Origin of the sequence: Nocardioides sp. NPDC058538 (genome assembly GCF_042719275.1) — a bacterium.
Classification (GTDB): domain Bacteria; phylum Actinomycetota; class Actinomycetes; order Propionibacteriales; family Nocardioidaceae; genus Nocardioides.
This window is the reverse complement of sequence record NZ_JBHXNY010000053.1, coordinates 1-24803: the sequence shown is the minus strand read 5'-3', so window position 1 is coordinate 24803 and position 24803 is coordinate 1. Positions and strand designations below refer to the sequence as shown.

Genomic DNA, 24803 nt, shown 5'->3' with positions numbered 1-24803 from the left:
CCCTCCCGCTCCACCCCTGGGGGCCCTTGGCCCCCCCCGGGGCCCCCGTGCGCCCCCCCGGGGGGGTTTGTGCCAAAGGCGTCCCAACTGCGCCCGACGTACGTGACGTCTCGGCCGACGTACGTGACGTCTCGGCCGACCTACCTGACGCCTCGGCCGACCTATCTGACGCCTCGGCCAGCGCAACCGACGCCTCGGCGGGAGGTCAGAAGCCCGAAGGAGCCTGGGGAAGCTCCGGGACCCCGAGCTTCGCCAGCAGCGCCACCGCGGCTTCGGGCGAGGCCCGCGACGACTGGGAGTGGAGCATGTCGTCGACGGCGAGATCGACCTCGCCGGTGAGACAGACGAGCACGTCCTCACCCTCGGCCTCGGCGGGCCCCTGGAAGGCGAGCACGGGGAGGTAGGCGAGGTCGAGCGAAGCGGTCTTCTGGAGAAGACGTACGGCGGCGAGCACATCGGCCCGCGGATCGGCGACCTCCAGCGGGCGGCCGTCGACGGAGGCCGCGCCCGCGGCCGGCACCTCGACCATGCCGGCGGTCGAGGGGATGTCGTGCTGCTCGATGACCGCGACGCCACCTGGGTGCACCACGACCGCCTCGAGCTCCCGCGACCCGATGCTCACGTTGAGCACGACCAGCGCCGACTCGAGCTGGCCGAGCGCCTGGCGGAGCTTCTCCTCGCCGAAGGTCTCGGGCGCGCCGAGGTCGAGCATCCAGCCGCCCGCGGCCGTGGCCGCCCATGAGGCGGTCTCCTGCTCCTTCAGCGCCATCAGCTTCTCGGCCTCCTGGCGCAGCCGGTCGCGCTCGACGGCCGCGTCATGGGCCCGTCGCCGCTCGTCGTCGAGCTCGGCGCGCAGCATCGCGACCTCGCTCTCGGCCAGCTGCTGCAGCTCGCGGCGCCGCTCCGCCTCCCGGGCACGCTCCTCGGCCTGCTGCTTCTCGGCCCGCAGCCGGGCGACCTCGAAGCGGCGTACGCCCTCCTCGAGCAGCCCGAGGGTGCGGTCGGAGACCGCGACATCGGCGCCGGACTCGAGCCGGTCCCGCAGCGCACCCCAGTTGACCTCGGGGTGGTCGGTGACCAGCGCGTCCAGCACCTTCACGAGTACGTCACTCTCGACCCCCACACGCGAAGCGAGTGAGGCCTGGTTGAACCGAGCCGGCGCGGGCGCCGCGGTCGAGGCCGGAGCCAGGCTCCACTGCCCCGGTGGCCCCTCGACGAAGCCGCCCGAGTTCAGCATGCCGAGCAGCTCCTCCTCGGTCAGCAGCACCCGCTTGCCCTTCAAAGCGGCGCGCAGAACCTGCAGGCTCAACGGAGCCCGCAAGCGCAGGATCTCGGCTACGGCCGGCATGGAGGAATGAGGCATAGGGGCTGGTTAGGGGGTTGTTCTCGCAAGCGCCGCGATCGTACACCGCAGCACCGACATTCGAGCCCCACCAGACCCGTTCCGAACAAACACGCGAAGGCCCCGGACACCTGCTGGTGCCCGGGGCCTCGCTGTCGAACCGGTCGAGCGCTAGTCGAGCGGCTTCAGGTCGAAGTCGTAGACAGTCGTCTGACCAGCCACGATCTGCGCCTTCTTGGTCGCCGGGACGAACCCGTCGGCCGCGACGACCACCTGGAGCGGCGCGTTGGACTTCTGCATCCAGTACCCGTAGGTGCCGTCCGCATCGGTCCGCAGCGTCACGTCGTACGACACGCCGTCGAGGGCCACCACAGCACCCTCGAGCGCCTCACCCGAGCCCGTCACCGTGCCCGTGATCTTGCCCCAGCCCGCAGGCGCCTTCACGATCATGGTCGCCGGGACCGGCGCCACGGTGTAGGGCGTGTTGTTCCCGATGACCACGTCGGCCGTGTAGGTGCCCGGCTGGTCGACCGTTGCGGCGAACGACGCAACCGCGGTGACCGACTTGCCCGGCGCCAGGGTGAACGACGGCGGCTGGACGTCCAGCCACGCGATGCCACCGCCGCCACCGGCCTCACCGGTCACATCGAGGATGATGTTGGAGTCGGGGAACCCGAGCTCCGCGGCGTCGGTCGGCTCCGGCGTACCGCAGGCGTCGGAGGCCAGGTAGGTCGGCGACGTCTCGGCGGCGGCGTTGCCACCGAAGTAGACCGCACCACCGGCGACGGAGACGACCAGGATGTCGTCCGGCGCGATCTCCGCCGAGGCCGCGACCGGCACCGTGTAGGTCGCCCCGAAGTCGCCGGTCACCGTCGTCGTACCCGAACCGATCGGGGTCAGGTTGGCGAAGGTGAACGCCGCGCCCTCCGGCAACGTGTAGAGCGTCGCCGTCACCGGCGTACTCCCGTTCGCCGACTCCTGGACCGCGAAGCTCACGCTGGTGGGCGTGAAGCCGCCGGAGATCCCGAAGTCACCGGGTGAGTAGGTGCGCAGGATCGTCGTGGTCCCCGAGGGGCACGCGACCGAGCTGGCCTGCACGACCTCGTGCGAGCTCGAGTGGGACAGGGTCGTCTCACCCGCGGGGGTCGGCGCGAGAGCGGTCGCCGAGGGCTGGCCCGACGAACCGAGCTTGCTCCCCGACTTCGACGAGGTCAGACCCGACGCCTTCGAGCCGGCGCCCGGCTTGGTCTCGACCGTCGTGGCCTTGTTGGTGACGCTCTTGGTGACACCGGCCGAGGCGGTCTTGTCGCCCTGGATGACGATCTCCTCACCCGTGGCACCCAGATCGACCTCGGCGGGCGCGGACCCGGTGTTGGTGATCTTCAGGTTGCGGGAGACCGAGCCACCCATCGCGAGGCTGGCGTTCAGCGCCGTCTGGGTGACGGCGAGCCGGCCGGCCTTGAGCTGGGCGTTGGAGGTGAGCGTGGTGTCCTCGGCGACGGTGAGGTTGCGGCTGATCGGGTCGTAGTCGGGCGCGGTGAAGCTCACCCCGTACTTCCCGGTCACCAGGTCGACGCTGTAGGAGCCGTCGGCGCCGGTCTCAACCGTCTTGACGGACCCGCCGGCGGTCGGGGTCAGGGTGACCTCGGCGCCGTCGATGCCTGCCTTCGTGTTGTAGTCCTTGACGATACCGGAGACCGTGCCCATCGGGGCCAGGTCGAAGGTGATCGACTTGTTGTCGCTCAGCGAGGCGGTGTTGAGCGAGAACTGGGTGCCGATCGTGCCGGTGGCGTTCTCGATCCCGATCGTGGCCGAGCCGCCCAGGGCCCGGTCGCTGGTGGGCAGGTCCCCGTAGCCCAGCTCGACCCGGCCGTCCTCGAAGAGGGTGACCGAGAAGTCGAGCAGGTCCGAGCTGCTCAGCGGATAGACGTCACGCCACTCGATGACGAACGCGTCCACGCCGTCGACCGTCGTCGCTGCGGTGAACACGTCGGCCTCACCGCGGGCGTCGAGGTCGTCCCAGAACGGGTAGATCGCCGCGTTCGGCACGGCCGCGGACGGGATCGCCCCGTTGCCGTAGGCAGTGCTGGACGCGAGGAAGTTCACGTGACCGTTCGATGCGACGTACGCCTTGGCGTAGCTGCCGCCGTAGAGCGGGAAGCTGAACGGCAGGTCCACCGAGGCGGCCGCGTCGTCCCCGTCCAGCCCGAGCGCGGTGGTGCCGGAGCGTACGCCGCTCGAGCCCTCCGAGCAGAAGTAGCCGTAGTCGTCGTAGGAGAAGACCACCTTCACGTTGTGCGTCTTGGCGCCCGTCACCTCGATCTCGGAGCTCGTGGCCTCGGCGCAGCCGGACCCCTCGGTGAAGATCGTGTACGTCCCCTCCGGGACGCCCGCGATCGAGTAGGTCCCATCGGCGCCCGAGGTCGCGGACAGGTTGCCCGGCGAGAGCTGGACCTCGGCCCCGGCGATCGGGGCGTTGGTGCTGGCGTTGGTGATCGTGCCGCTGACCGTGTGCTTCGGAGCCTCGGCGAGGTCGAAGTCGACGGTCGTGGTGGCGTCCTGGGTGACCGTCGCGGACCCCGTCTCGGTGACGAAGCCGAAGGCGGAGGTGGTCAGGTCGTAGTCGCCGACGAAGACACCGGCCGAGAAGTGGCCCTCGGCGTCGGTCGTGAGGGTGCGGTCGAGAGCGTCACCGTCGAGCTCGACGGTCGCGCCCTCGATCGGCTCGCCGCCGCTGGTGACGGTGCCGGCGACCGTGCCGCCCTCGGCCGGAGCCAGGGCGATCAGGCGCGCCAGGTCGAGGTAGCCCTCGCCGTACACGTTGTTGTTCTCGGCGGTGCCACCGCAGGTGGAGTCGTCGACGTCGGTCGCCGCCTCGTTGAGCAGGCGGCGGGTCTCCTCGACGTTGCCGATCAGGGTCGGGTTGTAGCTCCACAGCGCCGCGACGGCTCCCGCGAGGTGCGGGGCGGCCATCGAGGTGCCGTTGTAGCTGCCGTACGAACCACCCGGGAGGGAGGAGCGTACGTTCACGCCCGGCGCCGCGATGTTGGGCTTGACCAGTCCGTCCTGGCCCGGGCCACGGCCCGAGAAGGAGGCGACCGCGCCGGAGGAGTCGACCGCGCCCACCGAGTAGGTGAGCACGTTCGCACCCGGGGAGGACGTCCCCTGGCACATCGAGCCCGGGTTGCCGGAGGCCCACGAGGAGAACTGGCCGGCTGCGTTCCAGGCGGCGTTCACATCGTCGAAGAAGGAGTCGATGTAGCCGACGCCGTTCCAGCCCCAGGAGTTGTTGATGACGTGCGGGCGCTTGGCGACGTCCGGATTCTCACCGGAGGCGTCGGTCGGCTCCAGCAGCCACCAGCCCGACTCGAGCAGCCCCGCGTCGCTGCCGCAGCAGCCGTTGGTCTCGATCCACTCGGCGTCGGGTGCGACACCGATCTGGTTGCCGGCGCCGTCGTCGCCGATCATGGTGCCCATGGTGTGGGTGCCGTGGCCGTCGAGGTCGCAGGGACCGCTGGAGCAGTCGCCGTAGGCGTCGTACCAGTTGTAGTCGTGGGTGAAGGTGCCGTCACCGTTGTTGCCGCGGTACTGGTTCACCAGGGCCGGGTGGGTGTAGTCGGTGCCGGAGTCGACGCTGGAGACCACGATGCCGGCGCCGGTCGCGCCCTGCTCCCACGCCTCGGGAGCGTTGATGAAGTCGATGCCCCACTCGATGCCCTGCGGCGCCTTGGTGGACGTCTCCTCCTTGACCGGCTCCACGAGCGAGAGCTTGGCCCGCTCGTGGACGGTCTTGATCTCCGGGTCCGCGGCCAGCTTCAGCGCCAGGTCCTCGGAGCCGTCCTTCACCAGGATCGCGTTCGAGATCGCGTACGTCTTGTAGCTGGCCTTGGCCGAGTCGAGCTCGGCGACCGCGCCGGCCTGAGATGCCTTCGCCGTCTTCTCGAGCGCGTCGACGACGTACTGGCCACGCTCGGTCCAGTCGTCGATGGAGGAGGCCGGGCCGAGGTTGGCCTTGTCGGAGAACCGGAGCCAGAAGTCGGTCGAGTCCGACTTCTCGAACTTCGACTCGAGGGTGGACGTGAGCTTGGCCGCGGGGGCCTTGTCGTCGGCTGTAGGGGTGCCGGCGAATGCGGGGGTGGCGGCAAGCATCGCAGCCGTTGCGGCGAGTATGCCTGTGGCTGCTACGGCCGATCGGCCGAGGCGTGAATATCTCAAGGTGGGTCTCCTTGCGGAAACCGTCGGCAAAACCCGCGAACAGAGATCGTGCACATTTCCCGGGTAATGCGGACGGATCGATTATTGCCACGGGAAAGCGTTCTCTCGATTTGTTACAGCCGCAGTCATTCGGCGCGATGGAGCGCGGCAGATACCTGCCAATGTCGTAAAAGCGTCACGGCTCTAGACAAGTTGGCGAGGCAAATATGACACGGCTGCGTCATTGACACCCGCCCCCCGTATCGGCGTCAGCCGAATCCTCCGTCCAAGGCCGGGTCGTTGACGTAGGTCCGCTTTCCGTTCGCTGTACGTTTTTGTAAAAGGAGGGGCATGTCTGCGATCAAACGCGTGACGAACACGTCCGAGGCCGAGGCGCTGGCGGCGGTTCTCAACGGCGACTCCCGCACGAAGCCGACCGTGGTGGTGACAGTCGCGTCAGGACACACCGAGCCCTACGCCGACGTGGAGCGGATCGCGGCCGAGATCGGCGATCTCGCCGACCTCTACCTGGTCACGACCGGCGGACACACCTGGGCCTTCTCCAACAAGATGACCCCGGGCACCCAGGTCTACGGCGGCGCCGGGCGGGTCTACCCCGTCGGCCTGGCGTGGAACATCGACCTGCTGCAGGCCCCGCTGCGGTTCGCGTGGAGCAAGTCCGAGGGTCGCAAGCTCACCGGGCAGCTCATCGACGACGCCCTGGACATGGCCGCGGCGGCCGGCCTCTTCGACAGCGCCCGCACCGCCTCCACCCGCGAGCGCCGCGCCGGCACGGTGCGCTCGATCATGAGCGAGCGCGCGCTGGTCGACCTCGTTGGTGGCGACATGGCCTCGATCCCGCCTCAGCTCGCCCAGGCCGGGGTGCCGATCGAACGCGTCCTCGCGCCCGGCATGCACGTCGACGGCGTACTGGAGAAGAAGTCACGCTGGCTCGACATCCGGGAGAGCCGCCCCACCGCCGAGGAGGCATTGAAGACGTACGCCGCCGGGGACGTCGTCCCCGCCGAGGTTCGCTCCGTGCTGGCCGGCTCGGCCGACCTGCGCCTGCACCCCGACGTCACCGTCGAGCTCTTCCGCTCGGATGTGACCGGCGACCCCGACGACGACCTCTCGGCGCTCTTGACCCCTGGTGAGGTCGTGCTCGCGCGGGTCGTCGCCGCCGGGCCCAAGTGGCGGCTGTCGCTGCGCGAGGTCCGCGAGCACGACACCGCCCGCGAGGCTCTCGCCCTGTACGCCGGTGGTCCGCCCTGGCTCGACCCGGATGCTCCGCCGCCCGCGGTCGTCGAGCATGTCGATCCCGAGCCCGCACCTGCCGAGGTCGCTCCGGTGGTCGAGCCGGTCGAGCCTGCTGCCGAGCCCGTTGCCGAGCCTCCGGCCAAGGCGGCGATCCCGAGTCCCGCGATGATGCCGCGGCGCAAGGGCGAGCCGGTCCGCGCGGTCCGGCCGGCACCCGCGTCGGCTCCGTCGCCCGAGCCCGTGCGGGAGAAGGAGCACGCGCCGGCGAAGAAGGCCGCGGTGCAGTCGATGTCTCTTCAGGTCACCGCGATCAAGGCCGAGAAGGCCCACCTCGAGGCCGAGCTGACCGAGCTTCGCGACCAGGTTTCCGGGCTGCGCAACGAGCGCGTGCAGTTCGCCAAGGACCTCGCCCGCGCAGCCCGACAGGTCGAGACCCGCGACGCCGAGCTGGCCCGGATGCGCTCCCAGCTGCGCCGCGCCAAGCAGCGCACCGCACCGTCCGACGTCGCCCTACCCGTCTTCGCCGACCGCGAGCGCGGCTTCCGTCATCTGGTCGAGGCCGCCTGGGCCCGCCGGATCCCCGTCGGCGAGCAGCCGACCCGGCCGCTGCCGGACTACGCGATCGGCGAGCGGTTCCTCGACAGCGTCGACGCGCTCGAAGGCATCGCCGTCGACAAGATCGCCGACGTGGTCATGGAGGTGCTCACCGGCCTCGCGGAGCAGTCGACCGGCCGCGAGCTGCACCAGCTGCGTACCTCTGCCGGCGGCAACGCCGCGCCACAGTCCCGCACCGACGGCGCCGTCTGCTACCGCGTCTCGATGCAGATCCACACGCCCAGCGCCCGCCGGCTGCACTTCTGGAAGTGCCCCGACGGCACCATCGAGCTCTCCCGCGTCGTCGTCCACGACGACATGGAGCCCTAGGCGTCAGCCCCAGCACCAGGTCAGCAGCCCGACGAGCGGGTCCGGGATCGACTCGAGCTCGACGGCTTCGCCGAGGATCGTGCCGTAGCGGATCTTGCGTCCGGACGCGGTGCCGAAGAAGCGGTGCAGCTGGTCGGCGACCTCCTCGCCGCGGTGCTCGGGCTGATTCTGCAGCGTACGGAATTTTCCGCCCTCGCCGTTGGCCTCGAGGATCTCGACGATCCGCGCAGCTCCGATCGCCCGGATCATCTCGTCCTCGAGATCGCGGCGGCACGCGAAGAACCCCTGCCCGGAGAGGTCTTCGCCGACCTGCCTGCCGAGCGCGTTGGTGACGAAGTGCTCCTCGGCCTCGTCGTACAGTCCGCCGACCCGATGCCCCGCGGCCGTCGTCTCCCGGATGAACCGCCCGGCGTTCCCGGCGCCGCCCATGGAGACGACCTCGATCCCGAGCTCGACGAGCTCCACCCCGTAGCGCGGAGCCAGCGCCTCCACCAGAGCCTTGTCGGACTCTCCCTCGACAAGGAGCGTGATCGGTCTCGTCATGGCGCACACCTTAGAAGAAGGTACGCCGCCGCGCCTGTTCCATATATGCAACAAGGCGCCCTAGGGTTGCATATATGGAACAGGACGTCGGCCGCCTGGTCGCCGAGTGCATCGAGCACTCGGGGCTCAACGCGCGCCAGGTGGCTGCGCGCGCCGGCGTGGCCGCATCGACGGTCCATCGGATCCTCAACGACCAGGTCAGTCCGTCGGTCGCGACCCTCCACAACATCACCGCCGCCTGCGGACTCGACCTCACGATGAGCACCTCGACGCTGGCCTCTTCAGCAGCCGCCGCGGCGGCGCGAGCCATCCTCGACGAGGACTACCCGGCCGAGGTGGACGCCGACATCGAACAGTGGGCCGCCCGGCTCGATGCCTGGACCGACGGCGACCCGGTCCAGATCGTCGAGGAGGCGGCGCGCGCCGCCGGCGTACTCCATCGCGCCGACGCGATCCGGCTCAGCGGGGAGGCCACCATCGGCCGGCTCGCGTCCGCCGGCGACGCCTCGGGCCAGCGTTGGGCGGTCTCCGGCGCGGCCGGCCTGGACCTCCCCTCCTTCGATGAGGCAGTCCCCCGGATCTCGGTCCTGTGGTGCGAGGATCCGAGCGCGATCCGCCCCCTTCTCACCGGCGGAACCCTCCGTCCGGCGTCCGCCCCGCACCGGTCCACCGTGGTCATCGCCGCCGCCGAACCCGACCTGTTCCTCGGCACGTTCGAGCGCGATCGGGTCGTCTACGCGGCCCCGATCCAGATCGCGATCGACGCCATCTCGGTCGGCGGCGACGCCGCGACCCGCGCCCGCGAGGAGATCCGGACATGGTGACGAAACAGCCCCGCTGGGCACCGGACCCCGAGACGTACGCCGCCCGCAAGCCGACCACGGACGACAGCTATCGGGAGGTCGCGGACCGCGACGCCCAGCTGCGCGAAGTCGGCATCTGGTGGACCGAGGTCGACACCGCGCGCATCCTGCCGAGCGACACCGACCGCGCCTGGCGCCGGTTCCGCGCGAGCCTGCCCGAGCTGATCTGGAACGCCGCGAGGCTCGAGGGCAACGGCTTCACCCTCCCCGAGGTTCACACCCTCCTCGCCGGCATCACCGTCGGCGACCACCCGACCGGGGAGGAGCGACAGGTGCTGGGGCTCAGCGAGGCGTACGGCGCGCTCCGCGACCTGATCGGCTACGGCAGGTTCCAAATCGACAAATCGACGTCGGACCGCCTCAACCGGATCGTCGCCCGCCACGAGACGCTCGACGCCGGGAGGTTCCGCGGCGAGGGCACCCTGCGCCGCAACGGCAGCGAGCTGCTCCGAACCCGCTTCGCCACGCTGCAGGAACGCCTGGTCGAGACCGGCGATCCACGCCTCCAGGCGCTGATCTACTTCTGCTCCGCCGCCCGAACCCGGTTCTACGGCGGCGGCAACACCCGCACCGCCCTGCTGATGATGACCGGCATCCTGATCTCGAACGGCTTCGACCCCATCACCGTCCCGCATTCCCGGCGCCTCGAGCTCGACCACGCCCTCGACACCCTCGTCAGCACCGACGACGCTACCGAGCTGATGGCCTTCCTCGTCGACTGCGCCGCCTCCGAGGGCTGACGGCTACAGCACCAGATCCGCCCGATCCCGCGTCGCCCTGACCAGCGCCGCGTTGCGCAGATCGCTGTCGGCGATCTTCGCCTCCGCCTCCTCGCGCGACCTCCCGCCGGCGAGGAACCGCTCGAGCAACCTGGGCACGAGGACGGCGTCCGGAACATCGACGAACCACACCTCATCCACCAGCCCGCGTACGTTCTTCCACGGCCCCTCATCCAGCAACAGGTAGTTGCCCTCGGTGATCACGATCGGCTCGTCCTCGATCACGACCCCACCCGGCACAGGCTCGTCGGTGACCCGACTGAACGTCGGCCACTCGACTCGCTCCCGGCCCCGCACCTGTCGCAACGCCTCCACATACCTCTCGGCGTCGAAGGTGTCCGGCTCCCCCTTCCTCCCCCGCGCCCCCATCGCGTCCAGCTCCGCGTTGCTCCGGTGGAACCCGTCCATCGGCGCCACCACCGCGACGTTTCCGGCCTCGTTGAGCACGTCCCGAAGCCGCTCCGCCAACGTCGACTTCCCGCCCCCCGGCGGTCCGACGATCCCGAGCACGAACCTGGCTCCGGCCTTGTCGCTGAGCTGCTCAGCCAGCCGGAGGAGTCGGTCCTCATCGAGGGTCAAGGTCAACCTCCACGACGCACTCGGGGACGCCCCGGCAACCGGGCTTTTACTAGACGATGACACTGAGTGAACGGGTTCACAAAGCGTCATCGTCTAGCAAAAGTAGACGTCCACCGCCGGCCCGTCACGACACCGCCACCTCGAGCTCGACGACGGACCACGACAACGACGGCAGGGTCAGGTGCACGGTGCCATCCTGGATTCCGACCCCGGTGAGCGGGACCAGCCCGACCGCCTCGGGAGCCGACTCGACGTTCGTCGTGTGCCGGTCGCCGCCCTCGGGGATGGTGAGCAACTCGGCACTCACCACGCGCACGACCCCGAGCCCACGCAGATCGACGGTGACCTCGGAGGCCTCGTCGAGACCCCGGTTGGCAACGAAGAGCGCGACGCGGCCGTCCACCTCGGACCAGGTCGCGGCGGCGTCGATGACGTCGACGTCGCCGAACTTCTCGGTCGGGATCTGGTCGGCGGAGACGGCGAGCCGCATGATCTGTCCGCGGGCGAGGGCAGCCATCCGGGCGAACGGCCAGAAGATCGTCTGCCGCCAGGCCGGTCCGCCCTCCTCCGAGCGGATGGGGGCGATGACGTTGACCAGCTGCGCCTGATTGGCGATGCGTACGCGGTCGCCGTGGCGCAGCAGACTGTTGAGCAGGGTGCCGACGACGACGGCATCGGTGACCGAGTACTCGTCCTCGATCAGCCGCGGGTGCTCGCGCCACTCCTTCTTCACCTGATCGGGCTGGTCCTCGGAGTCGAGACCCTCCATGTACCAGACGTTCCACTCGTCGAAGGAGATGTCGACCTGCTTGATGTGCTTGCCGGCCGCCTTGACAGCGTCGATCGTGGCGACGACGCCGTCGATGAACGCGTCCATCCCGACGGCCTCGGCCAGGAACGAGGCGGCATCGCCGGAGCGCTCCTGGTAGTACTCGTGCATCGAGATGTAGTCGATCTCGTCGTACGCGTGGGTCAGGACGGTGTGCTCCCAGCTTCCGAACGTGTCCATGTGGCGGTTCGAGGAGCCGACCGCGACGAGCTCGATCGAGTCGTCGACGAGCTTCATCGCCTTGGCCGTCTCCTGCGCCAGCCGGCCGTACTCATGCGCCGTCTTGTGACCGATCTGCCAGGGCCCGTCGAGCTCGTTACCGAGGCACCACAGCTTGATGTCGAAGGGCTCCTCGGCCCCGTTCTTCCGCCGCAGGTCCGACCAGTACGTCCCACCGGGATGGTTCGCGTACTCGACCAGCGCCCGCGCCTCCTCGACCCCACGCGTACCGAGGTTGATCGCCTCCATCACCTCGACGCCGGCCTCGCGGGCCCAGCCCATGAACTCATGCAGCCCGAACTCGTTGGTCTCGATCGTGTGCCAGGCGCCGTCGATGCGGCGGGGCCGGTCCGCGACCGGGCCGATCCCGTCCTCCCAACGATAGCCGGAGACGAAGTTTCCCCCGGGGTAGCGCACCACCGTCGGGCCCAGCTCACGGACGAGCGCGAGCACGTCCTTGCGGTAGCCACGGTCGTCGGCGGTCGGATGGCCGGGTTCGTAGATGCCGGTGTAGACGCACCTCCCCATGTGCTCGACGAACGACCCGAAGAGACGTCGGGGTACGTCGGCGATCGTGAAGTCACGGTCGATGGTGATGCGTGCGCGGCTCATGGCACGAACTATTACATCGTTGTAATGACGCTCGCAAGAGTCTCCGCCTCCCCTATTCGGTGGATCCCTTCCGCCCCCGACCGACCACGCCTCGATCACGAGCGCCAATGGGAAGCATGGAGTCCCGAAGGCCACGTTCCCGATGAGTACGACGATGCTCATCGCCGCGGGTATCGGCTACCTGCTGGGCATCCTCGTCGGCGTGTGGATCGCACACGGCCGCTGGACCGCCCACTGATCGCCGCGCCCTGAGCTACCGCGTAGTGCTCGCCCGCACGACCAGCTCGTGCGGGATGGCCACTGCGCGCGGCGGCGCGGTGCGGTCGTCGATCCGGGTCAGCAGCAGGTCGACCGCGGCCTCGGCGAAGGCGTGCCGGTCCAGGGCGATAGTGGTCAGCGACGGGTTCATGAACCGGGCGTGCTCGACGTCGTCGAACCCGGTCATCATCACGTCGCCGGGCACCGAGATCCCGCGCTCCTGGAGCACGTGCATCGCACCGAGCGCGATCGAGTCGGTGAACGCGACGATCGCATCGAAACCGGCGTCGCGGGTCAGCAGCTCGGTGGCCGCCTCGGCGCCACCCGCCATCGACCACTCCTCGACGTACACCTCCAGCCGCGGGTCAGCTTCGATCCCGTGCTCCCGCAGCGCCCGGTGATACCCCTCCAGCCGCTGGATGCTGGTCGCCGACGCACCGGTCGCGCCCGTCTTCCCGCCCAGCGCCACCACCCGTCGCGCGCCGCGCTCGAGCAGGTGCTTCGTCACCTCGTACCCGGCCTGCCGGCTGTCGATCAGCACCCGGTCGACCTTGTGCTGCTCGACTTCCCCGATCAGCACCACCGGCGGCAGCTGGTCGTCGTGGACGACGATGCTGTCCTGGAGCCGGATCGGGTTGAGGATCAGCCCGTCGATCTGATGCTCGCGAGCCCGCGAGACCAGGTCGTACTCCCGCTTCGGCTCCGCCCCCGTCTCCTCGATCTGGACCGCCATCCCGCGCTCGTGCGCCACCTGCACCACCCGGTGCACCAAGTCCGCCGAGAACGCCGTCGCCAGATCCGGCAGCGCCAGCGCGATCACCCCCGTCCGGCCGTTGCGCAGGCTCCGGGCGCTCAGGTTCGGTACGAACCCCAGCTCCTCGACCGCCGCCAGCACCTTCTCCTGCGTGTCCGGACGTACGAACACCGTCCCGTTCATCACGTTCGACACCGTCTTCGGCGACACCCCCGCCAGCGCCGCGACATCCTTCACCGTCGCCCGCCGCGGCACCCTGGTCATGGGGTCAGCGTAGGTCAACGATCCGGCGGCAGGCTGCCCTGGCGTCCAGCACTCGGCCTTCGGTGGAACTCGTTTATCGGCGCGATCTGCGCCGGTCTCCGACCGCATCGAGCGCATCGGCAAACACTCCGCCAGCCAAGACTTCCCCGCCCCCGCTGGCCGGAGATTCCACAACGAAGGGGTACGCCGCCCACACAGCACCTTCGCCCGACACCCGCTCCGACAGATCGGTCGGCGCATCCTCCGTTGCCCCACGACAACCCTTGCTGGGCTAACTCACCCAGGCGACCGACCGCTCCCACAATTCGGCCGCGAGCTCGGGAGTGGCGACCTTGGATGCCTTCCGCTCGCGGCAGTCGTCGTAGTAGCGCCCGGTGTGCTCGGAGACCTCCGGCGACGTCGCGCAATAGAGCGAAGTCTGCGCACCCTCAACCGCTGACTTCATGAACAGCTTCATCACGTGCCGCAACCCGAACGGCACCTCCCGCCACACATCCGAAGCGACGGCACCAGGATGGAGGGCGTACGTCGTCACTCCTGTCCCTTTGAGCCGTCGCCCCAGCTCCTGGGCATGGAGCACGTTGGCAAGCTTGGAGACTCCATACTCGGCGAATCCCGTGCGCGTGACCGTCGGGCGGCGTACGCCTTTCCAGTCGATCCCCTCTTTCGCGTCGAAGTGGGCGACGCTGGCGACGCTCACGATCCGCCCCGGCCCGCTCTCGGCGATGTGCTCGCGCAGCAGCTCGGTGAACAGGAACGGCCCCACGTGGTTGGTGCCGAACGCCATCTCGAACCCGCTCTTCGTCAGCCCGCGCTTGCCCGCGAGCCCGGCGTTGTTGATGAGCACGTGGATCGGCTCGTTCTCGGTGAGGATGTCCACGGCCGCCCGCCGCACCGAGTCAAGGTCACCGAGGTCGAGCGCGACAAAGTCGAGCTCGGTGTTGCCGGTCTCATCGGCGATCTCCCGGATCGCCGCCTCGGTCTTCTCCGCCGACCGCCCGGCCAGGATCACCCGCGCACCCCGCCCTGCGAGCCCCCGCACCGTCTCCTTGCCAATGCCTGTGTTCGCACCGGTCACCAGGAACGTACGCCCCTTCAAGTCACTCATGCCCAGGCATCATTCCACCGGCATGATCACCAAGCGCATGCCTTCGCACAATCTCTGGCGGTCCACGGGCACACGGTTGCGTCGAACGGCTCCGGCACCCAGCATGCCAGGAACTACCTGGTCGTCTTGTGCGCCGAGCTCAGAACCCTCGCCGCACCACCACGGACACATCAACGGCACCGCGCTCCATCGCCGCTGGCCACAGGAGGCAGACATCCCGCGAAGGTGCTGTGGCTCTGCCCGCAAGGACCCTAAGCTGCTGAACGGTCAACGAAGGGACCGGTGTGAAGAAGCAGATCAACGTTGTCGGGGCAGTGATCGTCGACCCAGAGGGCACAGTCCTGTGCGCTCGCCGAGGGCCAGGCTCTTTACCCGGAATGTGGGAGTTTCCTGGCGGAAAGATCGAGGCTGAGGAGACGCCCCGTCAAGCTCTCGCCCGTGAAATCGATGAGGAGTTGGCCTGCGAGGTCGAGGTCGGCGACGAGGTGACCACCACGACGTACGACTACGACTTCGGGATCGTCACGTTGACGACGTTCTACTGCCGCCTCATCTCAGGTACGCCGATGCTGACCGACCACTCCGAGGTGCGGTGGCTGAAGGCGGGCGAACTGGATTCGCTGGAATGGGCGCCGGCAGATGTACCCGCCGTCGAGCTCATTCAGAAGGGCCTCGCTGCGTGAAGGTTGACTGGTTCTCGTCCGATGGCGAGTTCGAGGCAGATGTTCAGTTCGGGTACGTCGACAAGGCCACGAAGGCGCCGAAGAACCTGAACCCCAGCGTCGTTCTCAACACCGAACGCACCTCTGTGTTCCGTACGATCCGCGACGAGCTTCGCCACTGCGACGAGTTCTTCTTCTCGGTCGCGTTCGTGACGCCGGGTGCGATCGCCCGCCTCAAGCAGGACATCGTCGACTTCGACGGCAAGGGCACGATCGTCACCGCGGACTACCTCGGGTTCAACCCACCAACCGCCTTCGCAGAACTGCTCAACCTGCGTCAGCACAACGTGGACGTACGTTTCCATCCGGCCTCCGCGTTCCACCCGAAGGGCTACATCTTCACCCGTGGCAGCGGGGTCACCGCGATGGTCGGCAGCGCGAACCTCACCGACGGCGCGCTCTTCAAGAACCACGAGTGGAACCTCAAGGTCTCGGCCACCAAAAGCAGTGACCTGTCGTACCAGCTCCACGAGCTGGCCGCCCAACAGATCGAGGAATCCACGCCACTGGATCCCGCTTGGGTCGAGGAATACAAGAAGAGGTACGTCCCACCGCCACCGCGGCGGACGGTTCACGCCGCGGAACCGGGGCAGCCGAGCGAGCCGGACATCCCGGCCGTCATCACTCCGAACCAGATGCAGCAGATAGCACTGGAGTCGATCGCAAGCGTCCGCGCGGCAGGCAACGACAAGGCGATCGTGATCTCCGCGACAGGGACGGGCAAGACGATCTTGTCGGCTCTCGACGTGCGCGCCGTCGACCCGGTGCGGCTGCTGTTCGTCGTGCATCGCGAGCAGATCCTCGATCGAACGATCGAGGAGTACCGCCGCGTTCTCGGCGGGCCGGACAGCAACTTCGGAAAGGTCACCGGCAACTTCCGACAAGGCGACCGTCGTTACGTGTTCGCTACGGTGCAGACCCTGTCGCGATCCGGGGTCCTCGCCGGCTTCGCCCCGAATGCTTTCGACTACGTGATCGTCGACGAGGCCCATCGCGCCGCCTCTTCGTCGTACCGGCAGGTCATGGAGCACTTCACTCCGGAATTCCTGCTCGGCCTAACGGCGACTCCGGAGCGCACCGACGGGGTCAACGTCTTCGAGCTCTTCGACTACAACGTGCCCTACGAGATCCGTCTCAACCATGCTCTCGAAGAGGGCATGCTCAGCCCCTTCCACTATTACGGCATCGCCGACGTGACGTACGACGATGGGAAGACGGTCAACGGTGACGCTGACCTCAAGCGGCTGATCTCGCCCGAGCGAGTCGACCACCTGGTCAAGGCGATCGACACGTACGGCCAGGCCGGAGTCGCCCCGCACGGCCTGATCTTCTGCAGCAGCAAGGCCGAGGCGCGGGCGCTATCCGCAGCGCTCAACAAGACCGAGCTTCGTGGTCGGCAACTGCGGACCGTCGCCGTCACCGGCGAGGACTCGATCGCGCTCCGTGAGGCGAAAGTGGACGAACTCGAGACGGGTCACCTCGACTACATCCTGACCGTCGATGTCTTCAACGAAGGCGTCGACATCCCCTGCATCAACCAGGTCATCATGCTGCGCCAGACCGAGTCCGCGATCGTGTTCGTGCAGCAACTCGGCCGTGGCCTTCGGAAGGCGCCGGGCAAGGACTACCTGGTCGTCATCGACTTCATCGGCAACTACGCCAACAACTACCTGATCCCGATCGCACTGTTCGGTGACGAGAGCCTCAACAAGGAGTCGCTGAGGCAGAAGCTGATCGCTGCCGAGGAGGAAGGCGTCGTCCCCGGCCTGTCGAGCGTGCGCTTCGACAAGATCTCGCAGGAGCGCGTGCTGCGATCCATCGCGACAACCAAGCTCGACAGCCTGCAGAACCTGAAGAAGGCGATCGACATTCAGCGAAACAGGCTGGGCCGGATGCCGCTCTTGCATGATTTCTTGAAGTTCGAGTCAACGGATCCCGTGCTGTTGGCAACTACGAAGCGGCACTATCCAGCGCTACTGAGCCACTTCTACAAGGAGCCGACTGGCCTCTCCAAAGTCGAAGACCAGGCGCTCACCTTGCTGTCCAGCGAAGTCATGACGGCGAAGCGTCTGCATGAGTTTGTGCTGGTCAAGATGTTGTTCTCCAGTGGATCCGTGGCGAAGTCGGCAGTGGCTGAAGCATTCCTCAAGGCCGGCTTGCCGTCAGGGCCTCGGTACGTCGACAGCGCGATCGACACACTCACGCTGGAGCGCCACGGCGAGACTGACCAGAAGCGGCTCGGAGCTGGCATCGCAGTTGTCTCCGGTGACGACGTCTCCCTCGTTGGTGAGGTGCTGGCTGCGTACCAGGGGTCGTCAGCCTTCGCCGAGGCAGTCGATGACCTTGTCGGCACCGGCTCCGAAGTGGTGACGTCGCGCTACCTTGCCGACCGGCCGTTCACCAGCGCTCGTCAGTATGGGCGCAAGGAGGCGACCCGTCTTCTCACCTGGCCGCGCAGTTGGACCTCGACGCTCTACGGCTACAAGGTCGACCGGGCAACGAGGGCCTGCCCGATCTTCATCACCCTGCACAAGGCCGATGACGTCGACGCAAGCACCGCATATGAAGATGCGCTCCTCGATCCGTCGACCGTCCAGTGGTTCACGCGGAGCCGCCGCACGCTCAAGAGTGTCGAGGTCCGTGCCATCGTCGACAACGACGTCGACCTTCACATCTTCGTGAAGAAGGACGACGCCGAAGGCTCAGACTTCTACTACCTCGGCCAGGCAACCTCGTCGGCCGCCGAACAGGCCACCATGCCCGACAGCAGCGGCAAGCCCCTCGATGTCGTACGCATGTTCCTGCGCTTCGACGAGCCCATCGACTCCGCGCTCTACGACTACTTCCACCCGACCCTCACCGTGGAGTAGGCCAAGCACGCCGCGCACCGCCATTATTCGGCTTTGGTCAGGCGCACGAGTTGCGCACTCATGATCTTGCGCATGTCTCCAGTGAGCACGCTACTGTCTGTGCGCTCCATCCAGACGGTAGCGATGTAGCCGTCTTGCTGGTCGTTGTCAGAGACCCCGTCCTCGTGGATCGGTGTCCACGTGTACGTGCGCTCGACCTGAATGTTCGGCTTCGCGCCGGTGCGCCAGTATCGGAACCCGTCGGATGGCTGGTTGTCGACACTTGCAACGTCGAGGCTGTAACCGTCCTCGCTGCCCGCATCCGCGCACGTGGCTCGCTTCTTGGTCAGCGTGTACAACTGCGCACTTGCCGTGTCCCTCGTCGCCTTCCAGGTTCCCACGGCGACCTTCTCTTCGTGACCGTCGACTACCCGCGTCCATGCACGGAACCTGCTTGCAGGAACGTCCTTGAGCAAGGCAGATTCCATGTCGCAGGGCGGCCCTGGGGCTGGCTTGAAGTCTGAGATCGGAGTGAGTTTTCCGTCGATCTCACTGGCACCGATCAGCGGCGGGTCATCATCCGCGTTCGAACACCCTGCTAGAAGCACGAAGACAGTGGTGATGAGCGCAGCGGTCACGCGATGGTGTGGCATCAGAACTCCTCCAACTCCTGCTTCGCTCGTTCCAGGTTGTCGCCGTGCCCATCGTCAACTGCGGACAACTCTGTCTTGAGTTGCTGCCCCCAGGGGTCGTCGGAGATCCAGTGGTCGTACGCGGTCCGCTGACTCGGCGTCAGGTCGTTCAGGTTGGTGTCCGGGCCGAGGCCCGCAGGGTACGCATCGGCGGGGAGACTGTGCCAGTAGGTGTCCCGCACTAGATTTTGGACCGTCTCCTTGTCTGAGGCGAATAGGCTTCCCACCGACTCGTTGGTCGCTCCGGTGCCGTCGTGATGGAGACCCTCCTTCACCTGACCGAGCGCCTGATCCAGCATGAACCCGCTTCCCGGGACCTTGTTGATAGGGGTCTCGCCAAGGATCGCTCCGATGGCCCCAACCCCGCGGTCGACGCCGTCGTTGTGTCGCTTGTCCGCGAGAACCTGATCGTCGCGCGCGTCGATTGAGGCGCCGAAGTCGATTGCGCCCAGCGCGGAGTAGTTCGTTGTCACCGTCGAGAACACTGCGTTGTGGGCCGCGTCCGGAGACTGAAGTCCGTGCAGGTCGCGGGTCAACTGGTCTGCGGTCCAGGCGTTGGAGCCGAACCGAAGTTGCTCGGCTGCGTTCGGATCCTTTGCGAGTTCAGCAAGCCAAAACCTCGTTGATCGGGCAGTGTCCGCAGTCGCCTGGTCGTCGGCGCCCAGGTTAAAACGGGCGTCATCGAATACGTAGCCTTCGGTGATGTCGCCGCGACCTCCGGGGTTGGAGCCGAGTTCGTGATGGATCGAGCCCATGTACTTGCTGGTGATAGTGGCGAAGTCCTCACGGAGTTCCTTGGGGACGAAGTCAGTCGTCGAGAACTTCGGATCGTCGGCATTGCTGTAGCGGTCGTAGCTGCTGTTGACGAGGTCTTCGACGATTCTGACCGACCGCTGGTCGGCGCCCTCGCCGATGGTGGCGGCTTCGAGGGCGCCGCCGAGGCCGTCGAGGCCGGTCAGTGGCGACTTGTGGCTGGGGTGTTCGCCGTCGGGGATCCAGCGGTTCTCCTCCTCGCGCTTGTGGAGGAGGTAGTCGAGGTTGGTGCCCTTGCCGTCCTTGTCGGTGGCCGAGTCGGAGAAGAACTGTCGCGAGGCCTCGGGGTTGTCCTCCAGGCCGCGCAGCAGGCCGGTGATCGGGTCGCGGCCGAGGGTGTCCTTAAGGCCCCAACCGTCGGTGTAGTCCAGGCGCGCGGTGCTGCCGAAGCCTCCGGAGCGCCACGGGCCGTTGCGGTCCTCTTCCCAGTCCCAGTTCCGCTCGTAGTCGAGCATCGCCTCGCCCGTCGAGGAGAGGAACTCCGGGTCGTACGCCTTCCCGTCGGACAACAGCGGGGCAAGTGCCTGGAACCCGCGGATAGTTGCGCCGTCGCCGAGCTCGATCTCCTTCTTTCCGGCGGCAAGGAGATCTCGCTGCCAGTCATCGGAGACGTGGCTCAGGCTGCCCGGGTCGTGGTTGCCGATGTTGTGGGTGCCGGCCGCCAGCGTCGCGCCGAGTCCCCGCTGCAGGTCACGCATGGCGGTCGCGTACGCCTCGTTGCCGTCGACCTCACCTTCGAGGGCCGCCCGTGCGTTGAGTTCGAGCAGACCCTTGGGGCCGACCTCGTTGAGGAAACCGGTCGAGACCTCCGGGTCCTCCCCGTAGGCCTCCAGGAGGGTGGTGAAGTCTTCGATCTGGTCGGTCTCGATCCCGTCGGTGTCGTTGCGGATGTCGTTGCCACGCTCGCCGATCGCCTGCCCAAGAGCAGCCTGCTGCTCCGGGGTGAGAGCACCGACGTAGCCGTCGTACTCCTTCGGGTTGGCGACCATCTTCTGAGCGTTCTCCTCATCGGAGAGACCGCGAAGCTCGGGCGGGAGCCCGGCTTGCTGGATCGAGCCGGTGCCGCCGTCGAACTGGTTCTTGGTGGCCGAGGTCAGCACATCGGCCAGGTCGGCATCAGCACGCTCGGCCTTCTGCAGCGCGTCCAGAAGATCGCGTTGGAACTCCTCGACCTGACGCTTGATCGACTCGGCCTCCTCCTCGGACATGTCCTCATCAGCCTTGGCCGGCGGGGAGGTCGCTACCGTCGCGCTGGTTGCGACCTCGACCTTGTAGCGCTTGCCTGTGATCGCCTCATAAGCCGACTTCGCGGCCGCCTTAGCCGACTTGACCTGCGGCGCGACCTGGTCGAGGACGTTGATGACCTCTGCGACCGGGGCCGCCATGTCGTTGAGCCCCTCGGTCAGCTTGTCATGGCGGAGCGTCGCTGCATCCGCGGAGACCCCGACCCACGACCCGGGGACCTTGCCCGCGTCCATCTCGTCCTGTTGGTCATTGAGCTTCTTGCGTACGGAGCCATTGAGCTCCTCGGCCGCAGCCTCCAGATCACCAGGCTCCCAGCCCTGCAGCTGCTCGTAGGTGATCGCCATCAGAGCGGTCCACCCATCCGCCTCGGCAGGTGAGCCGGGCCGCGCTGGTTGAGCCCGTTCACCTGTGCCGAGCCCTGGTGGGCGATGGTGTCGTCGGTCTCCACGATCCGGTTGGCATCATCCAAAGTCCGGGCGTGGTGGCCGTTCGCGGCCTTGACCCACCTGTCCTGATCACCCTTCCACTCGCCCTTGAGACCGTTGGCGGCCCCAGGGGACACCCCGCCAGTCATTGCGCGCGCGATCTTCGCAAGCGGCGAGCCGAAGTCGATCTTCGCCACCTGATCAGCAGCCGACTTGATCGACCTAGCCGACGTCTCCACGTCCGATCTGATGATCTGCACGTTCATGCGGTGCCCCCGAGATCTTGGTGAGTGGTGTCACCACACTCATACCCCGATTCCGGCGCCCTAAACATGCCAATTCGCAAGCTCTACAGCTCCACCCGCCGTGAGGATGCCCTCAGCGCTCGTCGCCCTCTTTCTTACTGTTCTGCTCAGCCGGCGGCCGACCGCCATCGGTCTTGGGATCCCAGACCCGGTAGTTGGGGTCGGTCCAGTCATCGGTGTAGTCAGCCTGCCAGTCCTGGTCCTGGCTGCCCGTCCTGTCGTCCCTCTTCCTGCCGGCACCACGGCCCGCCGCACCCGCGCCCTTCGCGCCAGCACGACTGCCAGCACCGGCCGGGCCGCCCCTGCCGCCCGCGCGGCTGCCAGCACCGCCCATGCCACGACCGCCCGCGCCAGTGAGCTTCTTGCCCGCGGTCGCCCCGGACCCACGCGCCCCGCCAGCGGTCCTCGGCGAGGTGGCCGAGGCCTTCCCAGCCTGTGCATTGCCCGCCGCCGAACCAGGAGCGGCGAACCTGCCGGCGATCGCTTTCGCGACCCCACCGGCCAGGATGGCTCCACCGAGTCCGACACCGAGCGCCACCGCACCGCTGGTGCCACCGGCCAGTGGAGCCAGGCCCTCTGCAGTCTCTATCGATGCGTACGAGGTAGCCGGGGCCGGTGAACCGTCGGCGTTGACCCACTCAGCGCCCGTCCACTCCGGCTCGTTCTTCTCCTCCTCAGCCGCGATGAACTCCTTCTCCCTCCGGATCAAGTCATGGCCATCACCCTCGGCATAACTCACCCCCGGGTTGTACTTCGCCATCCGCGCACGAGAAGCCGCGATCGCACTCGCCGACCCCGGAACCGTGGTCGGTGTCGAAGCCGGGTTCGACGGCGCATTCGACTGGCCACTGCCATCGTCATAGAGAGCCCGCACCTTGGGCTCCGCCTCGTCCACCGAGGTGTCATAGTCCCTGATCCGAGCCGCCGCGACCGTCTCGGCATGCGCAATCGCACGCTCACGCGCCGCATGCTCGGCCTGGGCCTGCTGCAACGCCGCTCGGCCCTCCGAAGCCTGACGCTCGTTGACCTCGCCCGGCTTGACCTCGGTGTCAAAGTCCGACGTGTTCACCGGGTCATGCGACGAAGGCAACGTCGCTGACAGCGCGATGTGGTCTTTCATCGCCTCCTTGACCTGGAACTGCACGGCCGTCAGGGCTACCTCGGCCTCGGAGACCACGGTGTACTTCTTCTCCACCTCGGAACCGGACTGTTGCATGTCGCCTCTTGCGGCACGGCCCGACATGGACGTCTCAGAGAAGCCCTCCTCCACAATCGGGGCTTCATCTGTGAGTGACTTTCCAGCATCGTTGAACCCGTAACCCGCTCGGCGCCAACCGTCCAGCATCGCAGCGATCGCGTCGGGAGCCCCGGAAGCCACGTAGAGATCCAGGCGCCGCATCCAAGGGCCTTTTACTTTTCCGCTCGCATCGACTGCCGGCTGGTTCATCGGGTTCCTCCCGAGAGGTACGGTGAGCCACCCCGCACGGCCCTGATGGGTAAAGCATCCCTCACCGATGCTTGTTGCGCCAGATCGTCTGGGCGGATCCTCTACAGTCACCTCCCATGACGACCTCTCGGATGCTCGGCATCAGTGGCCTCGTGGTGGCAACGACCCTCACCCTGGCCAGTTGCGGATCCCAAAACCCAGACCCTTCCGGTGACCCAACGGTCTCAGAATCGGGCACCAACCAGTCAGATGGTTCGGGGAGCGGCGACGCCACGCTCTCTGGCTGGCAGGAAGCCAAGATCGATGTGGCTCGCCTTCATGTGCCTGCCGACTGGTCCGTTCTCAATCCAACAGCCACGGGCGTCGGCATCGCTGCCCCGAAGGATGAGCTTGGATTTTCCCCAGGTGGTGGGTCGTTGGTCGCAGGCGTCCACAACGGTGATCCAGACGTCGAGGCCAGTATCAATGGCCTTGCAGAGCAACGGCTCAAGAACTACCAGAGCGATCCCAATCTCAGTCACGTCAAACGGCTGCCTGACGTCACCGTCAACGGCGTCCTCCTCGCCCACGTCCAATGGGAGACCGCGCAGACCTGGGACGACGAGTACTTGGGTGTGACGGCAGACGGTGAGAGCACTGTCGGGGTCGTCTGGCAGTTCGGCAAGGGGGACCTGGACCGCGCAGGCGCGAATGACCTGACCGACCCAGTGATGGAAACCTTCGAACTCATCTGAGCCCGCCGCGATGCCTCGGTCAGAAGGGGATGTTCTTCTTACCGAAGATGACCAGCGGGTTGCTCATGATGGCGAGGGCATCGGCGATCTTGTTCATCGCGATCTGAGCGTCGACGTCAGCGCCCTCGATCTCGACCATGGCGTCGTGGATGCCGTCGCTGGTCTTCTCCAAGCCCTGAGCGGTCTCTTTCAGGGAGCGGCCGATGTTCTTGTGGCCACGGTTGACCACGTCCTCGAGCCACTGGCCCTTGGGGGACAGACCGAACATGGACCCCGCCGGCGCGGTCAGCTCGATGGCTTGCACATTCTCGCGCTGCTTCTCCAACCGGTTGCGTACGGCATCAAGCTTCTCAGCATCCGCACTGACCTCGTAGCCTTCACCCATGTCCGAGCCTCCCGAATCCGGCGCACCCCACCGGCGCCACTGTGAGCCTTAGTAAATCATCGATCCCAGCACCATGACCACGGATCACGGCGGCGATCTCGACAACCTCGACCACCGGAGACGGGGCGCAGAGAGCGCTGCATCCGGGGCCGGGCACGAGCGTTGGGGTCCCGTCGTGCGGCCTCGATGACGGCGTACAGCTCATCGAGGGCGATCTCGACGTCGGTGAGCGCGGAGGCCATGGCGACCCCGTACTCGCCCATCAGGTCCTCGATGCGGTCAAGTTCCTCGTAGGTGACCACAGTGACAACCGACTCTCGGATGACGACCTCGTTCCTGGCAGCGGTGAACCCCCAGCCTTGAGCGAAGATCTGATCTGCAGTGTCGATGGCTCGGGTTCGCGCCACCGCCACCTGTGCAGCGGTATGACGAAGCGCGTCAACGACCATGGGCACGTCGTACAGATGACCGAAGTGGGGAACAGCGCGACCTCCCTCGAGACGATCAGCCGCCTCAAGCAATGCCTCCGGACGCCAGCGCCCGAGGGATCGAAAACCGATCATCAAGGGAGTGTCAGGAACTTTGTGTAACTGATCATCGGCTTGCTTGTGTTCAGTTCAGACCCAGGCGTTCTTCGCCGAAGGCCATGGTAAGGGTGTTG

Annotated in this window: 19 protein-coding genes; 6 read left to right on the top strand and 13 right to left on the bottom strand. The window is 67.2% G+C overall.

The window, feature by feature from the left end:
* Positions 1-205: 205 nt before the first annotated feature.
* Positions 206-1363 (bottom strand): hypothetical protein, encoded by a 1158-nt coding sequence (locus ACFWQC_RS26885; RefSeq protein ID WP_378685430.1) that lies wholly within the window; start codon positions 1361-1363, stop codon positions 206-208.
* 150 nt (positions 1364-1513) lie between these two features.
* A complete protein-coding gene (locus ACFWQC_RS26880) occupies positions 1514-5557 on the bottom strand; it encodes a carboxypeptidase regulatory-like domain-containing protein (RefSeq protein ID WP_378685427.1) in 4044 nt (1347 codons plus the stop codon).
* A 348-nt stretch (positions 5558-5905) separates the two neighbouring features.
* Between ACFWQC_RS26880 and ACFWQC_RS26875 the strand changes: the two genes are divergently transcribed.
* Entirely contained in the window at positions 5906-7717 is a 1812-nt protein-coding gene (locus ACFWQC_RS26875; protein ID WP_378685425.1) for a hypothetical protein, read from the top strand.
* A gap of 3 nt (positions 7718-7720) precedes the next feature.
* Here ACFWQC_RS26875 and ACFWQC_RS26870 read toward each other — a convergent pair whose 3' ends face one another.
* Entirely contained in the window at positions 7721-8260 is a 540-nt protein-coding gene (locus tag ACFWQC_RS26870; protein ID WP_378685422.1) for a TOPRIM nucleotidyl transferase/hydrolase domain-containing protein, read from the bottom strand.
* 74 nt (positions 8261-8334) lie between these two features.
* On the opposite strand from ACFWQC_RS26870, the gene ACFWQC_RS26865 reads away from it, so the two are divergent.
* Positions 8335-9084, top strand: coding sequence for a helix-turn-helix domain-containing protein (locus ACFWQC_RS26865; RefSeq protein WP_378685420.1), 750 nt, complete (start codon positions 8335-8337; stop codon positions 9082-9084).
* Positions 9078-9863: a hypothetical protein gene (locus ACFWQC_RS26860; protein ID WP_378685417.1), complete on the top strand. Its 786-nt coding sequence runs from the start codon at positions 9078-9080 to the stop codon at positions 9861-9863. The genes ACFWQC_RS26865 and ACFWQC_RS26860 overlap by 7 nt, the downstream gene beginning before the upstream one ends.
* A 3-nt stretch (positions 9864-9866) precedes the next feature.
* Here ACFWQC_RS26860 and ACFWQC_RS26855 read toward each other — a convergent pair whose 3' ends face one another.
* From ACFWQC_RS26855 to ACFWQC_RS26840, 4 genes are all read right to left on the bottom strand, one after another.
* The gene (locus tag ACFWQC_RS26855) at positions 9867-10481 is read right to left on the bottom strand and encodes a nucleoside/nucleotide kinase family protein (RefSeq protein ID WP_378685415.1); all 615 of its coding nucleotides are present in this window, start codon (positions 10479-10481) and stop codon (positions 9867-9869) included.
* A gap of 124 nt (positions 10482-10605) precedes the next feature.
* Positions 10606-12141 carry an alpha-N-arabinofuranosidase gene (locus tag ACFWQC_RS26850; RefSeq protein WP_378685412.1) on the bottom strand — a complete coding sequence of 512 codons (1536 nt, stop codon included), beginning with the start codon at positions 12139-12141 and terminating at the stop codon, positions 10606-10608.
* A gap of 253 nt (positions 12142-12394) precedes the next feature.
* Positions 12395-13417: a LacI family DNA-binding transcriptional regulator gene (locus tag ACFWQC_RS26845; RefSeq protein ID WP_378685408.1), complete on the bottom strand. Its 1023-nt coding sequence runs from the start codon at positions 13415-13417 to the stop codon at positions 12395-12397.
* Between the two features lie 271 nt (positions 13418-13688).
* Positions 13689-14525: an SDR family oxidoreductase gene (locus ACFWQC_RS26840; protein WP_378685405.1), complete on the bottom strand. Its 837-nt coding sequence runs from the start codon at positions 14523-14525 to the stop codon at positions 13689-13691.
* Positions 14526-14809: 284 nt separating this feature from the next.
* Here ACFWQC_RS26840 and ACFWQC_RS26835 point away from each other — a divergent pair, with 284 nt between their 5' ends.
* Both ACFWQC_RS26835 and ACFWQC_RS26830 read left to right on the top strand, forming a co-directional pair.
* A complete protein-coding gene (locus ACFWQC_RS26835; RefSeq protein WP_378685402.1) occupies positions 14810-15208 on the top strand; it encodes a (deoxy)nucleoside triphosphate pyrophosphohydrolase in 399 nt (132 codons plus the stop codon).
* Positions 15205-18117, top strand: a complete 2913-nt coding sequence (locus tag ACFWQC_RS26830) for a DEAD/DEAH box helicase (protein WP_378685400.1) — start codon at positions 15205-15207, stop codon at positions 18115-18117. Before ACFWQC_RS26835 ends, ACFWQC_RS26830 begins: the two co-directional genes overlap by 4 nt.
* A 23-nt stretch (positions 18118-18140) precedes the next feature.
* Here ACFWQC_RS26830 and ACFWQC_RS26825 read toward each other — a convergent pair whose 3' ends face one another.
* The 4 genes from ACFWQC_RS26825 to ACFWQC_RS26810 all read right to left on the bottom strand — a co-directional run bounded on the left by ACFWQC_RS26825 (position 18141) and on the right by ACFWQC_RS26810 (position 23023).
* A complete protein-coding gene (locus ACFWQC_RS26825; RefSeq protein WP_378685397.1) occupies positions 18141-18749 on the bottom strand; it encodes a hypothetical protein in 609 nt (202 codons plus the stop codon).
* Positions 18749-21190 carry a hypothetical protein gene (locus ACFWQC_RS26820; RefSeq protein WP_378685395.1) on the bottom strand — a complete coding sequence of 814 codons (2442 nt, stop codon included), beginning with the start codon at positions 21188-21190 and terminating at the stop codon, positions 18749-18751. The genes ACFWQC_RS26825 and ACFWQC_RS26820 overlap by 1 nt, the downstream gene beginning before the upstream one ends.
* On the bottom strand, positions 21190-21537 hold the full coding sequence (locus tag ACFWQC_RS26815; RefSeq protein WP_378685392.1) for a hypothetical protein: 348 nt from the start codon (positions 21535-21537) through the stop codon (positions 21190-21192). The genes ACFWQC_RS26820 and ACFWQC_RS26815 overlap by 1 nt, the downstream gene beginning before the upstream one ends.
* A gap of 112 nt (positions 21538-21649) precedes the next feature.
* The gene (locus tag ACFWQC_RS26810; protein WP_378685389.1) at positions 21650-23023 is read right to left on the bottom strand and encodes a hypothetical protein; all 1374 of its coding nucleotides are present in this window, start codon (positions 23021-23023) and stop codon (positions 21650-21652) included.
* 116 nt (positions 23024-23139) lie between these two features.
* On the opposite strand from ACFWQC_RS26810, the gene ACFWQC_RS26805 reads away from it, so the two are divergent.
* Positions 23140-23757 carry a hypothetical protein gene (locus tag ACFWQC_RS26805; RefSeq protein WP_378685386.1) on the top strand — a complete coding sequence of 206 codons (618 nt, stop codon included), beginning with the start codon at positions 23140-23142 and terminating at the stop codon, positions 23755-23757.
* Positions 23758-23776: 19 nt separating this feature from the next.
* On the opposite strand, the gene ACFWQC_RS26800 is transcribed toward ACFWQC_RS26805, so the two are convergent.
* Complete coding sequence (locus ACFWQC_RS26800; protein ID WP_378685383.1) at positions 23777-24142, bottom strand: hypothetical protein; 366 nt, start codon at positions 24140-24142, stop codon at positions 23777-23779.
* A gap of 56 nt (positions 24143-24198) precedes the next feature.
* Entirely contained in the window at positions 24199-24555 is a 357-nt protein-coding gene (locus ACFWQC_RS26795) for a hypothetical protein (RefSeq protein ID WP_378685380.1), read from the bottom strand.
* Between the last annotated feature and the right edge of the window lie 248 nt (positions 24556-24803).